The sequence below is a fragment of the Streptomyces sp. NPDC001828 genome, assembly GCF_042892175.1.
Taxonomy (GTDB): domain Bacteria; phylum Actinomycetota; class Actinomycetes; order Streptomycetales; family Streptomycetaceae; genus Streptomyces.
Window position 1 is genome coordinate 55,024 of sequence record NZ_JBIATV010000021.1, and the last position, 12,944, is coordinate 67,967.

A 12,944-nucleotide genomic window follows, 5' to 3' on the forward strand; every position below is an offset into this window, starting at 1 on the left:
GGTCAACGACGTACACGGGTTCGAGGAGCGGTCACAGTGCAGCGCTGGCGTGGCTTGGAGGACATCCCCCAGGACTGGGGACGCAGCGTCGTCACCATCGGCTCCTACGACGGGGTGCACCGCGGACACCAGCTGATCATCGGCCGGGCCGTGGAGCGCGCCCGCGAACTGGGCGTGCCGTCCGTCGTGGTCACCTTCGACCCGCACCCCAGCGAGGTCGTGCGCCCCGGCAGCCACCCGCCGCTGCTGGCCCCGCACCACCGGCGCGCCGAACTGATGGCGGAGCTCGGCGTCGACGCGATCCTGATCCTCCCCTTCACCAGTGAGTTCTCCAAGCTCTCCGCCGCCGACTTCGTGGTGAAGGTCCTGGTCGACAAGCTGCACGCCAAGCTCGTCGTCGAAGGCCCCAACTTCCGCTTCGGACACAAGGCCGCGGGCAACGTCGAGGTCCTCGCCGAGCTCGGCCGCAGCTACGACTACGAGGTCGAGGTCATCGACCTGCGCGTGCGCGGCGAGGCGGGCGGCGGCGAGCCGTTCTCCTCCACCCTGACCCGCCGCCTCGTCACCGAGGGCGACATCGAGGGCGCTGCCGAGATCCTCGGCCGCCCGCACCGCGTCGAGGGCGTCGTGGTGCGCGGCGCCCAGCGCGGCCGCGAGCTCGGCTACCCCACGGCCAACGTCGAGACCCTGCCGCACACCGCGATCCCCGCGGACGGCGTGTACGCGGGCTGGCTCACAGCGGCGGGCGAGCGGATGCCCGCGGCGATCTCGGTCGGCACCAACCCGCAGTTCGACGGCACAGAGCGCACGGTCGAGGCGTACGCCATCGACCGCGTCGGCCTCGACCTGTACGGGCTGCACGTCGCCGTCGACTTCCTCGCCTATGTGCGCGGCATGGCCAAGTTCGACTCCATCGAGGACCTCCTCGAAGCGATCGGCAACGACGTGAAGCGCTCCAGCGAGCTGATCGAGGCGTACGAGGCCGGGCGCGACTAGGGCGCCGGGGGTGGTACCGCCCCCGCCCGCGCGGTGGCCCAGTGGCAGGCGACCTGTGCCGCCGTGCCGCCCGCCAGGACGGGCAGGTCCTCGGTGCGGCAGCGGTCGGCGACGCCCGCCCGCTCCGCCTCGCCCGAGGCCAGCACCTGACAGCGGGCGTGGAAGCGGCAGCCGCCCGGGATGCGGGAGGGGTCCGGGGGCTCGCCGGTGAGGACCACCGGGTCGCCCGGGGACTCCGGAAGCACCGACAACAGGGCCCGCGTATAAGGGTGCTGAGGGTTCGTCAGAACGTCTTCGACGGGGCCCGTCTCCACGATGCGGCCCAGGTACATCACCGCCACCCGGTCCGCGATGTTCCACGCCAGACCCAGGTCGTGCGTCACTACCAGCGCGGACAGGCCGAGTTCGTCCCGCAGCCGCAGCAGCAGCGCCAGGATCTCGCCGCGCACCGACGCGTCCAGGGAGGCCACCGGCTCGTCGGCGACGATCAGTTCGGGGTCCAGGACCAGCGCGCCCGCGATCACCACGCGCTGGCGCTGGCCGCCCGACAGCTCGTGCGGATAGCGCAGGAAGAACCGCTCCGGCGGGCGAAGACCGGCCCGCGACAGCGCGCGGGACACCAACTCCCGCTCGTCGTCCGGCGATCCGTGGATGCGCAGGCCCTCGGCGACCGCGTCGTACACCGTGTGCCGGGGGTTGAGCGAGCCGCTCGGGTCCTGAAGCACCAGCTGGACGCGCTTGCGGTACGCCTTGAGCGCGCGGGCGTGGCGGTCGAGGGGGCTGCCGTCGAAGGCGACCGTGCCACCGGTCGGCGCGACCAGACCGAGCAGGGTGCGGGCGAGCGTCGTCTTGCCGCAGCCCGACTCGCCGACCAGGGCGACGATCTCGCCCGCGCCGACGGTGAGTTCGACACCGTCGACCGCCCGGGCCGGCGGGGCGCCGCGCCGCCCGGGGAAGGTGACGTGCAGCGCGGACGCGGCGAGGAGGGCAGCCGTGGTGGTGGTCATGCGGTACTCCTCGACAGGGAATCGGCGTGCACACAGGCCGCCCGGTGCTCCGGGCCCGCCTCCCGCAGCAGCTGGTCGTCCGAGGCGCAGACGCCGATCGCGACCGGGCAGCGCGGATGGAACGTACAGCCCGACGGCAGCGCGGACGGGTCGGGCGGATCGCCCGGCAGGCCCCGGGGCGCCCGGCGTGAGGCCGGGTCGCCGATGCGGGGGAAGGCGGCGGACAGGGCCCGGCCGTACGGGTGCCGGGCCGCCCCGTAGACCTGGCGTGCCGGGCCCTCCTCGACGACGCGGCCCGCGTACATCACCGCGAGCCGGTCGCAGGTGTCGGCGAGCACCGCCAGATCGTGGCTGATCATCAGCAGGCTGATGCCCTGGTCGGCCACCAACCGCTCGATCAGACGCAGGATCTGGGCCTGGATCATCACGTCGAGGGCGGTCGTCGGCTCGTCGGCGACGATCAGTTCGGGGGCGCAGGCCAGCGCCATCGCGATCATGACGCGCTGGCGCTGGCCGCCGGACAGCTCGTGCGGGTAGGCGTCGGCGCGGGCGGCGGGCAGCCCGACCTGTTCGAGGAGTTCGCGGACCCGGGCACGGGCGGCGTCCGGCCCGGCCAGACCGTGCAGCAGGATCGGCTCCGCGATCTGGTCGCCGACCCGGTGCACCGCGTTCAGCGAGTGCATCGCCCCCTGGAAGACGATGGACGCCCCCGCCCAGCGGACCGCCCGCAGCCGCCCCCAGCGCATGCCGAGCACGTCCTCGCCGTCGAGCAGCACCGACCCGGTCAGCGTGGCCGACGAGGGGAGCAGCCGCAGCAGCGCCATCGCCAGCGTCGACTTCCCACAGCCCGACTCGCCCGCCACACCCAGCTTCTGGCCGGGCGCGACGGTCAGGTCGACACCGCGCACGGCCCGCGCCCCGTTCCCGTACGTGACGTGCAGGTCCCTGATCTCCAGCAGGCTCATCGGGCCCCCAGCTTCGGGTTGAGCACGGCCTCCACGGCACGGCCGCAGAGCGTGAACGACAGGGCGACCAGCGCGATCGCGATACCGGGCGGCGCCAGGTACCACCAGTGCCCGGAGGAGACCGCGCCCGCCTCACGGGCGTCCTGGAGCATCCCGCCCCAGGAGACCACCGTCGGATCGCCCAGGCCCAGGAACGCGAGGGTGGCCTCGGTGAGGATCGCGTTGGAGATGCCGAGCGTGGTCTGCGCGAGGACCAGCGGCATCACGTTCGGCAGCACGTGCCGGGACATGATGTGCCCGTGCCCGCCGCCGAGCGCGCGGGCCCGCTCGATGTAGGGACGCGACTCGACCGCGATGGTCTGCGCCCGCACCAGACGGGCCGTCGTCGGCCAGGACGTCACGCCGATCGCCAGGATCACCGTCCAGAGGCTGTGCGACATGACGGTGGCGAGCACGATCGCGAGCACCAGCGTCGGCATCACCAGGAACCAGTCGGTGATCCGCATCAGCGCCGTCGAGAGCCAGCCGCCGTAGTGCCCGGCGAGGATGCCGACCAGGGTGCCGATCGCCACGCTCAGCGCCGCCGCGAGCAACCCGACCGCCAGCGAGATCCGCGCCCCCCAGATCAGCAGGCCCAGCAGCGAACGCCCGAACTGGTCGGTGCCGAGCGGGAACTGACCGCTCGGCGACTCCAGGGCCGAGCCGGGCGCACTGGTCACGCTCTGGACGTCCCCGCCGACGGTGAGCGGCGCCGTGAGCGCGATCAGCGCGATCGCGGCCAGGCCCGCCAGACCGTACAGACCCGCCCGGTGGGTGCGGTACGAGCGCCAGAAACGGGCCAGCGAATCGCGCCGGCGCGCCCAGGCGAGGGAGCCCGTCCCGTCGTTGCCGGGTGCGGCGGTCGTGGTCATCGGGCCACCCGAGGGTCGAGGAGCGGATACAGCAGGTCGGCCAGGAGGTTCATCACGATCATCGCGCCGGCGAAGACCACGAACAGGCCCTGCACCAGCGGGAGATCGGGCACGCTCAGCGCCTGGTAGAAGAGCCCGCCGAGACCCGGCCAGGAGAACACCGTCTCGACCAGGATCGAACCGGCCGCCACATGGCCCAGGTTGATGAACAGCATCGTGACCGTGGGCAGCAGGGCGTTGGGCACGGCGTGGTGGCGGCGCACCGCGGCATCGCGCAGCCCCTTGGCGCGGGCCGTCGTCAGATAGTCGCCGCCCATCTCGTCGAGCAGCGAGGACCGCATGACGAGCAGGGTCTGCGCGTACTGCACCGCGACCAGGGTCAGCACCGGAAGGACCATGTGGTGCGCCACGTCCAGGACGTGACCGAAGCCGCTCGTGTCGCCCGACTCCATGCCGCCGGTCGGGAACAGGCCGGGGACCGGGCCCGCGCCCACCGAGAACGTGATGATGAGCAGCAGCCCCAGCCAGAACGAGGGCACCGACCACAGGGTCAGGGCGAGCCCCGTGTTGAACCGGTCGCCGAGCCCGCCGCTGCGCCACGCCGAGCGGGTGCCGAGCCAGATGCCGAGCGCCGAGTACAGGACGACGGCCGTCCCGGTCAGGAGCAGTGTCGCCGGGAGCTTCTCGGCGATGAGCGAGCCGACCGGCGCGTGGAACTGGTAGGAGGTGCCCAGATCGCCGGTCAGCGCGTTGCCGCAGTAGTGGGTGAACTGCTGCCACAGCGGCAGGTCGAGCCCGAACTGGCTGCGCAGGTTGGCCAGTTGATCGGCGGAGACCTGACGGCCGTGGGTCATGGTGCGGACCGGGTCGCCGGGGATGATCCGGAACAGGAAGAAGCTGGTGACCAGGACGGCGAACAGGGACACCACCGCCCCCGCCAGCTTGCCGCCCGCATGGCGCAGATAGGTGAGCGCGGGACCCGCGGCCGCGAAACGGCGGCCGCGCGGCTCGGTGCGCACCTCGGCGACCACCGCGGGGGTGTCGGCCGGACTCGCTGTCGTCATGGCCTACTCGCGGTCGTCGGCGCCGGCGCGACGGCGCAGCACGAGGAAGGAGCCGATCCCGGCGAGGACGATCACGCCCGCGACGATGCCGAGCACGACACCCGCCGAGGAGCCGCCGCCCGGCTTCGCGGCCGAGCCGCTCGCCGGGACCGCCGACCACCAGCTCCAGTAGCCGTCCTGACCGTAGATGTTGCCCGCGGCCTCGGGCATCGTGGTGATCGACTGGATCTGGTCGGTGCGGTACGCCTCGACCGCGTTGGGGTACGCCATGACGTTCATGTACCCGGTGTCGTACAGCCGCGACTCCATCTGTTTGACCAGGTCCGCCCGCTTGGCGGTGTCGTACTCGGCCAACTGCCTCGCGTACAGCTCGTCGAACCGCTGGTCGCAGATGAAGTCGTCCGTCTGGCCGGTCGCCTTCGGGGTGGCGGGCAGCGCGGCGCAGGTGTGGATGGACAGGACGTAGTCCGGGTCCGGGCTCACCGAGTAGCCGTCCAGGGCCAGGTCGAACTCGCCGGCCGTCCAGGGATCGGTGACGTTGTCGACGCAGTCCACCGTCAGGCCGACGCCGAGCTTGCCCCACCACTCCTGGAGGTACTTGCTCACCGCCTTGTCGTTGGGGTCGATGGCGTGGCACAGCAGCCGCAGGCCGAGCGGCTTGCCGTCCTTGCCGACCCGCTTGCCGTCGGCGCCCGTGCGGTAACCCGCCTGGTCGAGCAGCGCGGCCGCCTTCGCCGGGTCGTACGCGATCTTCTGATCACCGGCCGGCTTCCAGAAGTAGTCGCCGAACCGGGGCGGAACGTAGCCCTCGCCCTCGACGGCATGGCCCTGGAACACCTTGTCGACGAGCGTCTTGCGGTCGACCGCCGCGAACAGGGCCTGACGCACCTTCGGGTCGAGCAGTGCCGGGTTGCCGTCGCCGAACTTCGTGCCGTCCTTGGACTGCGCGCCGGGGTTGGTGGCGAGCGCGAGGAAGCGCCGGCCGGGGGCGTCGTTGACCTTGATGCCGGGCGCCGACTTCAGTGAACTGGCCTGCGCGGGCGACAAGTTGGACACGAAGGACACCTCGCCCTTCTGGAGCGCCGCGACCGCCGCGTCATTGTCCTTGTAGTACTTGAAGACCAGCTCGTCGAACTTGGGCGCACCCCGCCAGAAGCTCTTGTTGGGCCTCAGCTTGATGTACTGGTCGACCTTGTAGTCGGTCAGGACGAACGGCCCGTTGCCGACGACGGGGAACCGCTGGTCGTTGTTGAACTTGGTGAAGTCGCCGACCTTCTCCCACACGTGCCGGGGCACGATCGGCACGTCCAGGGCCGTCATCGTCGCCTGGGGCCGCTTCAGTTCGACGACGAGCGTCGCCGGATCGGGGGCGGAGACCCTCTTGAAGTTCGCTACATAACTGCCGTTGGCGGTGGCGGCCCCCTTGTCGGTCATCAGCTTGTTGAACGTCCAGGCCGCGTCGTCCGCCGTGACCTGCTGCCCGTCCGACCACTTCGAGTCCTTGCGGATCGTGTACGTCCAGGTCAGCTTGTCCGGCGACGTCTTCCAGGCGGTGGCGAGCCCCGGGATCGCGTGGCCGTCCTTGGCGTCGTAGTTCGTCAGGTACTCGTACATCAGCCGGTGCACGCTGGTGCTGACAAGGCGTTGGGCGAGAAAGGGGCTCAGCGAGTCGACGCTCTGGGAGACGGCGACGGTGAGCACCTTCTCGCCGCTCTTGGCGTCGTCGGCCGCCGCGCCCTGGACGGGGAACACGGCCCCGGCCGACAGCGCGAGGGCGGCGGCGCCCACGGCCGGCAGGCGGCGGAGCCGCGACGGTCGCACGGTCGTGTGCGATGGAACTGTTCTTGCCATGGGACGGTGACCTCGCGTCATCACTCGCACGGAAAAGCAGGGTTGATCGCAGGTTGAGCGCCGTTTGAACAGGAGGTGGCGGCCGGTGTGGGCGCAGGTCTACCAGCGGTGGTCTAGACGTGTCAACGGCGCATCGCAGGCCATTTGGTCTGCGAAAACGCCAGAGGGCCCACACCGTTCACATGGTGTGGGCCCTCATTGGTCCAGTCCTCTGACGCCTTACTGCTGAGGGGCTGACGGCGGCTGCGGAGCGTGTCCGCCACCGTCCTCACCCGTCGGCGGCTGGGGCTGCCAACCGGCGGGCGGCTGCGGGGCGTTGGGGTACGGCTCGCCGGGGGCGGCCTGCCCCGGCTGCGGCGCGGGCGCCTGACCCGGCTGTGCCCCGTACGGCTGACCCGGGTAGGGCTGGCCGGGGTACGGCGGACCCGGCTGGGGCGGACCCTGCTGCGGGAAGGGCTGACCGGGCTGCGGCTGGCCCTGCGGCGGGAACGGCTGCCCGGGCCCCGCCTGCTGCGGGAACGGCCGGCCCGGCGCCGGCTGACCCTGGGGCGGGTAGGGCTGGCCGGGGTAGGGCCCCGGCTGGGCCGCGCCCGGCTGGGGCTGGCCCGGGTAGGGCTGACCCGGCTGCGGCTGGACCTGGCCGGGGAACGGCTGGGCGGGGGCGCCCTGATGGCCCGGCATCGGAGGGGCCATGTGCGGGGGCGGGTTCAGGCCGTCCCCCGTCCACAGCCCCTGCTGCTGCTGGGCGCGCACGAAGTCCTCGGCCACCAGCGCCGAGAGGTTGAAGTACGCCTCCCGGGTCTTGGGCCGCATCATGTCGAGGTCCACCTCGGCGCCCGCCGCCAGGTGCTCGTCGAACGGCACCACGACCACACCGCGGCAGCGTGTCTGGAAGTGCTGCACGATGTCGTCCACCTTGATCATCTTGCCGGTCTCGCGGACGCCGGAGATGACGGTGAGGGAACGCTGTACGAGATCGGCGTAGCCATGCGCCGAGAGCCAGTCCAGCGTGGTCGAGGCGCTGGACGCGCCGTCCACCGACGGCGTCGAGATGATGATCAACTGGTCGGCGAGGTCGAGCACTCCGCGCATCGCGGAGTACAGCAGACCCGTACCCGAGTCGGTGAGGATGATCGGGTACTGCTTGCCCAGGACGTCGATCGCGCGCCGGTAGTCCTCGTCGTTGAACGTCGTGGACACGGCGGGGTCGACGTCGTTCGCGATGATTTCCAGGCCGGACGGCGCCTGCGAGGTGAACCGCCGGATGTCCATGTACGAGTTGAGGTACGGGATCGCCTGGACCAGGTCGCGGATGGTGGCCCCGGTCTCGCGGCGCACCCGGCGGCCGAGCGTGCCGGCGTCCGGGTTGGCGTCGATCGCCAGGATCTTGTCCTGGCGCTCGGTGGCCAGGGTCGCGCCGAGCGCGGTCGTCGTGGTCGTCTTGCCGACGCCGCCCTTGAGGGAGATGACCGCGATCCGGTAGCAGGACAGGACGGGCGTCCGGATGAGGTCCAGCTTGTGCAGCCGGGCCGCCTCCTCCTTCTTGGCCCCGGGCTTGAAGCGCGAGGCCCCGGCCGCCGGACCACGGCTGCTCTTCGCCTTCGGCTTGTTGTTGCGCAGCAGCCGGTCCGAGGACAGTTCGACGGCGGCCGTGTAACCGAGCGGAGCGCCCGGGTTCGACCGCTCCCGCTGGTCGTGCGCCATCGGGGCGGGCCAGGAGGTGCCGGACCGGGGGTCGACGGGCGGCGCGGCCTGGGCGTGCGGGTCGACCGGGCCCTGCGGCGCCGGCTGTGCCTGTATGGGCTGGCCGGGCTGGCCCTGCTGGGGGAAGCCGTAGCCGCCCTGCTGCTGAGGGGGCTGGGGCTGCGCGGGCCCCGGCATCGGCCCGGGCTGCGGCTGGGGCGCGGCCGGGGGGACGGCCGCGGGCCCCGGGAAGCCGTAACCGCCCTGCTGCTCCGGCGAGTTGGGGCCGGCGAAGGGCGCGGGCGCCTGCGGGGCGTCGTGCGCCGCGGGCGGGGCCACGGCCGGCTGCGGGAAGCCGTACCCGCCCTGCTGGGCGGCGGCTTCGGCGGCCGGGGCGGCAGCCTGGTGCGGGAAGCCGTAACCGCCTTGCGCGGAGGGCGAGTTCGGGGCGGGCTGCGGGGTCGCCAGGGGCTGAACCGGCTGACCGGACTGGCCCTGCTGACCCGGCTGGCCCTGCTGGGGGAAGCCGTAGCCGCCCTGCTCCTGAGGGGGCTGGGGCTGCGCGGGCCACGCGGGGGCGGCCGGTGCGGCCTGGTCCGGGAACGGGCCCGGCGCCGGCTGCGCCTGCGGCTGTACCGGCCACTGCGGGGCGGCCGCCGGTGCGGCGGGCTGGAACGCCGGGGGCAGCGGCGGCAGTCCGGGCTGCGGCACGGCGGACGCGGCCCAGGGCTGATCGACGGGGGGCGCGTCCTGAGGCTCCGGGGCCGGGGCCGAGGCGGAGGCGGAGGCCGGTCCCGGGGCTGAGGCCGGGGCGGGGGCGGGGGCGGGGGCGTCCGAGGGGACGGCGTCCGCGACCGGGGCCGCGTCCGGGACGGGAGTCGCGTCCGCGATCGGGGCCGCGTCGGCGATCGGGGCCGCTTCGGCGGCCGGTGCGACCGGCGTGGGTTCCGGGGTGGCCGGGGCGGGAGTGGTTTCAGCCGGGACGGCGTCGGTGGGGGCGGCGGCCGTGGACGTGGCATCGAGGGGCTGTTCGGCATCGAACGGCGAAGGTGCCGGCTCCGGCGCGGCCGGGCTGTCGCTCGGCGCGCTCTGGTCCGGCGCGCTGTTGCTCGGGGCGCTGTCCTGGAAGGCGTCGCCGGGCGAGGGGAGGCCGTCCTCCTCGGCGGCCGGCTCCTCGGCCGATTGCCCGGCCGATTCCTCGGCCGGTTCTGCGGTCGACGCCTCGGGCGCCTCCTCGACGGGCGCCGGGGCCAACGGCGTACCGCTGGAACGCCGGTTGGGCCCCTCGTTGAAGGGGTCGAAATCGTCGAAGACGTTGGCGACGTCCACATCCTCGGATTCCGCCGAGGCGACCGGGTCGTCGGAAGCCGAGGCGTACGAGGCGTACGGGGCGCCCGCCTTGGCGGGGGCTTCGGAGGCTTCGGGGGCCTCGGGCTTTTCGGGGGTCTCCGCGTCGATGCCGGTGTCGATGCCGGTGGCGGCGTCCTCCGCCGAGGCAGGCACGGGCGACTCGGGGGCCGGCTCGTGAGCGGGCGCATCGGCTGACGGTGCGTCAGGAACCGGTGCCGGCGTGGGCGGTGAGGCCGGTGCCGGAGGCGGGGTCGGTGCGGCCGGGGCTTCGCCACGGGCCGCGGCCGCCGCCGCTTCGAGCTGCTCGAACTCCCGCTTCAGGGCGGAGGGCGAGAACCGCATCGTCGCGCCGCTCTCGATGTCGCCGCCGCCGAAGGCCTGGCCCTCGCCCGTGCGGCGCTCGGCCTCCGGCGCGGGCGTCGGCGCGGGCGGGGCCGGGGGTGCCGGTGCCGGGAAGGCGGGCGGGGGAGTGGCCGGGGCCGCCGGGGCCGGGGGCGTGGTGGCCCAGTGCGGCTGCCAGCCGCCGTCGTCGGGAAGGCCGGGCACGTTCAGCGGCGCGCCGCTCGGCGGCGGCGGAAGCGGGGCCCCCGTGCCTCCACCCTGCTCACCGAACGGAGCCGGTGCGGGAGCCGGGGCGGGCGCGGGAGCCGGAGCGGGCGGGGTGTCCTGCGCGCCCTGCGTATACCAGGCGGGCGGGGTGTAGTCGATGGTGAACTCACCCGTGGTCTCGGGATCGGCGTCGGACCGATTCTCGTCGCGCGCGTTCCCGCCGGTGCGGAACTGGTCCTGGTCGCTGTTCACCGGTTTCCTTTCGTTTCGCCTGTGACCGGGTCGTGGGCCGTGGGTTTCCTGGGCATGTACGGGCCGGGGCGGGGCAGCCCCCGTGTGCGGGGCGCGGAGTCGTGCGCGGTCGCCCGCCCCCTGTCCCACCGCGAGCGCCGCGTCGTCCGCAACGTACGGACGGCGTGCTCTCGCCGTGGAGTCCCTGCCCCCGGTCCGTCCCACCCTAATCGTCGTCAATAGCGTGAGGGCAGGCCCGGCCGCCCCGAGTGCCTGTCCCTTTCGTCACCCTCGCCCCATGAGTGGCCCCGAACTGGCTTGTGAGGGACGGAACGTGTGGGGCGAAACGGTCAGAGTGGGTCAACTCGCGCCGCTGCGTGCTGGTTCAGTCGATGCGTCGGGCCTTCCCCAACAATCCGGTCTCGGTGTCCGTCGCCTGTGTCATCGCGAAGGACCGCTCGCGCTCGTCGCACCAGAGCGTCATCCCGTCGGCGAGCGTGGGGAGGCCGTCCCGTTCCGTGCGCGGCAGGTTCAGGATGCGGCCCAGCTGGGCGGCCTCGTCCGGCGAGACCCGCTGGACACCGACGAGCCGGGCCTGGCGGACGAGCCGCGGGGCGACCGGGCCGACATAGGGGAGCAGCGTCAGGACCGCCTGCCAGGGCGCCGACGCCACCCGGCCGCGCGGCGGACGCATCCCGCAGTCCCGCACCACCAGGACCGGCTCGCCGGCCGAGGCGCCGAGCGGCGGCACCCGGTCCACGCCGTGCACGCTCATGCCGTTCCGGTCGGCGGCCGTGTGCGTCAGCCGCTCCCACGCCTGCGGCCGGCCGGTCTCCACCGCGACCCGCATACCGGCCGCGGCCGCCCGCAGCGCGAGCACCTGGGCGGTCCACAGACCGCCGATGAGCACGATGTCGTACGCGGTCGGCCTGCTCACGCCGAGCACCGCCGGCCGCCCCTCGGCGTCCACGCCGACGGCCACCCCGTCGTCGCCGATGGGCAGGGCCAGCGCGTCCAACTGCTCGGTGGGCAGGATGTGGCGGCCATGGCGGGGCCCGATGAGGCCGAAGCCCAAACGCGGTCCACGCCTCCGGCCGGTGGTGGGAGGTGTCGCGGCCATCAGCGGGTGCCTCCCAACGGCAGAGTGGCGAGCACGGCGGGCAGTTGCTCGTGGTCCAGCAGGACGAGTTGAGCCTTCGCCTCGCCCGCCGAAGCCTCCAACTCCCGTCGCGCGAAGTCCAGTTCGTCCTCGCTCTCGCCGGTCACCCGGACGTGGCCGCTGATGCCGCTCTCCCCGGGACCCGTTCGGGCGATGGTCAGGCTGAAGGTGGTGGCGAGCGCGGGAACGGCCGTCAGACGGGCCACGAGGTGCGGCAGCCCGCCGGTGCCGACGCCCGCGTCGATCCCGGGCCAGCGGCGCACCCAGTACGTGGAGTGCCGGCGGCCGTCGCAGCGCCAGGACCGGGCCGACTCCTCGGTGCGCCGCCGAGGCGTCTGCGAGGGGTCCACCCGCGCGGTGATCAGCGGATCGGCGCAGGCCGATGTGGCCACCGCGTCCGCCAGCTCCTCCTCGGTCAGGACCGTGACACCCAGGCCCGCCCCGGTCAGCCGGCTCGCCAGATGGAGCGCGGTACGGGCCGCGCACTTCTGGGCGCCCGCACGGCCACCGCCGCGCGCGGCCACCGCCTGCGGACACAGCTCGGGGTTCAGCTTCAGCGCGATCCAGGTGATCCGGACCACCGGGGAGGCCCTCGGGGCATACGGCGGCGCGCAGTTGGCGCCGTCAGGCGACTGCGGGGACGGCCGCGCGGCGGGCGCCGGCCGGGTGTGCAGCACGACCTGGACCGATTCGAGGCGGATGTCGTCCACGTCGAGCGCGTCCCGCACCAGGGCGAGCGGCAGCGGGCGTGGGTCCCGCTCGTACCGCAGCGCCGTCGTGTCCTCCACCCGCAGGACGGTGGTGAGGAAGCCGCCGTCGCCGATCATCCCGATCGGGCGCCGGCCGCGCACGTCGTGGCTGTAGGTGCGCAGCGTCGGATCGCACTCCACCGCCGGGCCCAGGCCGGCCGGGCCGCCCGGCGCCACCGGGGCGGCAGCGGCCCGCCCGCGCCGGGCGCGCAACGCCCGGGCGGCGCCCAGCCGTTCGAGCGGCGTACGCCCCCGGCGGCGTACCCCCGCGAGCAGCACGACGGCCACCGCCACGGCACTCCCCGCCGCCATCGCCACCGGGCCGCAGGCCCCCACCACGAGCAGGAGAGCGGCGGCCGACTCGATCACAATGAGCTGTTGCATGCGAAACGAACCACCGCGTCCCGTACGGGACTTGAGGCGCGGAAT

The 12,944-nt window shown here is 73.6% G+C and carries 9 protein-coding genes; 1 reads left to right on the forward strand and 8 read right to left on the reverse strand.

Annotated elements, in window-relative coordinates:
* Positions 1-36: 36 nt before the first annotated feature.
* Entirely contained in the window at positions 37-996 is a 960-nt protein-coding gene (locus tag ACFYZA_RS38245) for a bifunctional riboflavin kinase/FAD synthetase (protein WP_382598411.1), read from the forward strand.
* On the opposite strand, the gene ACFYZA_RS38250 is transcribed toward ACFYZA_RS38245, so the two are convergent.
* From ACFYZA_RS38250 to eccE, 8 genes are all read right to left on the reverse strand, one after another.
* Entirely contained in the window at positions 993-2,003 is a 1,011-nt protein-coding gene (locus ACFYZA_RS38250) for an ABC transporter ATP-binding protein (RefSeq protein ID WP_388494889.1), read from the reverse strand. The genes ACFYZA_RS38245 and ACFYZA_RS38250 overlap by 4 nt on opposite strands.
* A complete protein-coding gene (locus ACFYZA_RS38255; RefSeq protein ID WP_388494890.1) occupies positions 2,000-2,968 on the reverse strand; it encodes an ABC transporter ATP-binding protein in 969 nt (322 codons plus the stop codon). The genes ACFYZA_RS38250 and ACFYZA_RS38255 overlap by 4 nt, the downstream gene beginning before the upstream one ends.
* Positions 2,965-3,879 (reverse strand): ABC transporter permease, encoded by a 915-nt coding sequence (locus tag ACFYZA_RS38260; RefSeq protein WP_382598417.1) that lies wholly within the window; start codon positions 3,877-3,879, stop codon positions 2,965-2,967. The genes ACFYZA_RS38255 and ACFYZA_RS38260 overlap by 4 nt, the downstream gene beginning before the upstream one ends.
* Complete coding sequence (locus ACFYZA_RS38265) at positions 3,876-4,943, reverse strand: ABC transporter permease (RefSeq protein ID WP_388494891.1); 1,068 nt, start codon at positions 4,941-4,943, stop codon at positions 3,876-3,878. The genes ACFYZA_RS38260 and ACFYZA_RS38265 overlap by 4 nt, the downstream gene beginning before the upstream one ends.
* A gap of 3 nt (positions 4,944-4,946) precedes the next feature.
* Entirely contained in the window at positions 4,947-6,794 is a 1,848-nt protein-coding gene (locus ACFYZA_RS38270; RefSeq protein ID WP_388494892.1) for an ABC transporter substrate-binding protein, read from the reverse strand.
* Positions 6,795-7,013: 219 nt separating this feature from the next.
* Complete coding sequence (locus ACFYZA_RS38275; RefSeq protein WP_388494893.1) at positions 7,014-10,628, reverse strand: SCO5717 family growth-regulating ATPase; 3,615 nt, start codon at positions 10,626-10,628, stop codon at positions 7,014-7,016.
* 364 nt (positions 10,629-10,992) lie between these two features.
* Complete coding sequence (locus ACFYZA_RS38280; RefSeq protein WP_388494894.1) at positions 10,993-11,727, reverse strand: hypothetical protein; 735 nt, start codon at positions 11,725-11,727, stop codon at positions 10,993-10,995.
* Positions 11,727-12,899: a type VII secretion protein EccE gene (gene eccE / locus ACFYZA_RS38285; RefSeq protein WP_388494895.1), complete on the reverse strand. Its 1,173-nt coding sequence runs from the start codon at positions 12,897-12,899 to the stop codon at positions 11,727-11,729. The genes ACFYZA_RS38280 and eccE overlap by 1 nt, the downstream gene beginning before the upstream one ends.
* Positions 12,900-12,944: the final 45 nt, after the last annotated feature.

Coding starts and splice junctions, on each gene's coding strand:
- ACFYZA_RS38250 (WP_388494889.1), bottom strand. CDS start 2,003: ATGACCACCACCACGGCTGCCCTCCTCGCCGCGTCCGCGCTGCACGTC.
- ACFYZA_RS38255 (WP_388494890.1), bottom strand. CDS start 2,968: ATGAGCCTGCTGGAGATCAGGGACCTGCACGTCACGTACGGGAACGGG.
- ACFYZA_RS38260 (WP_382598417.1), bottom strand. CDS start 3,879: ATGACCACGACCGCCGCACCCGGCAACGACGGGACGGGCTCCCTCGCC.
- ACFYZA_RS38265 (WP_388494891.1), bottom strand. CDS start 4,943: ATGACGACAGCGAGTCCGGCCGACACCCCCGCGGTGGTCGCCGAGGTG.
- ACFYZA_RS38270 (WP_388494892.1), bottom strand. CDS start 6,794: ATGGCAAGAACAGTTCCATCGCACACGACCGTGCGACCGTCGCGGCTC.
- ACFYZA_RS38280 (WP_388494894.1), bottom strand. CDS start 11,727: ATGGCCGCGACACCTCCCACCACCGGCCGGAGGCGTGGACCGCGTTTG.
- eccE (WP_388494895.1), bottom strand. CDS start 12,899: ATGCAACAGCTCATTGTGATCGAGTCGGCCGCCGCTCTCCTGCTCGTG.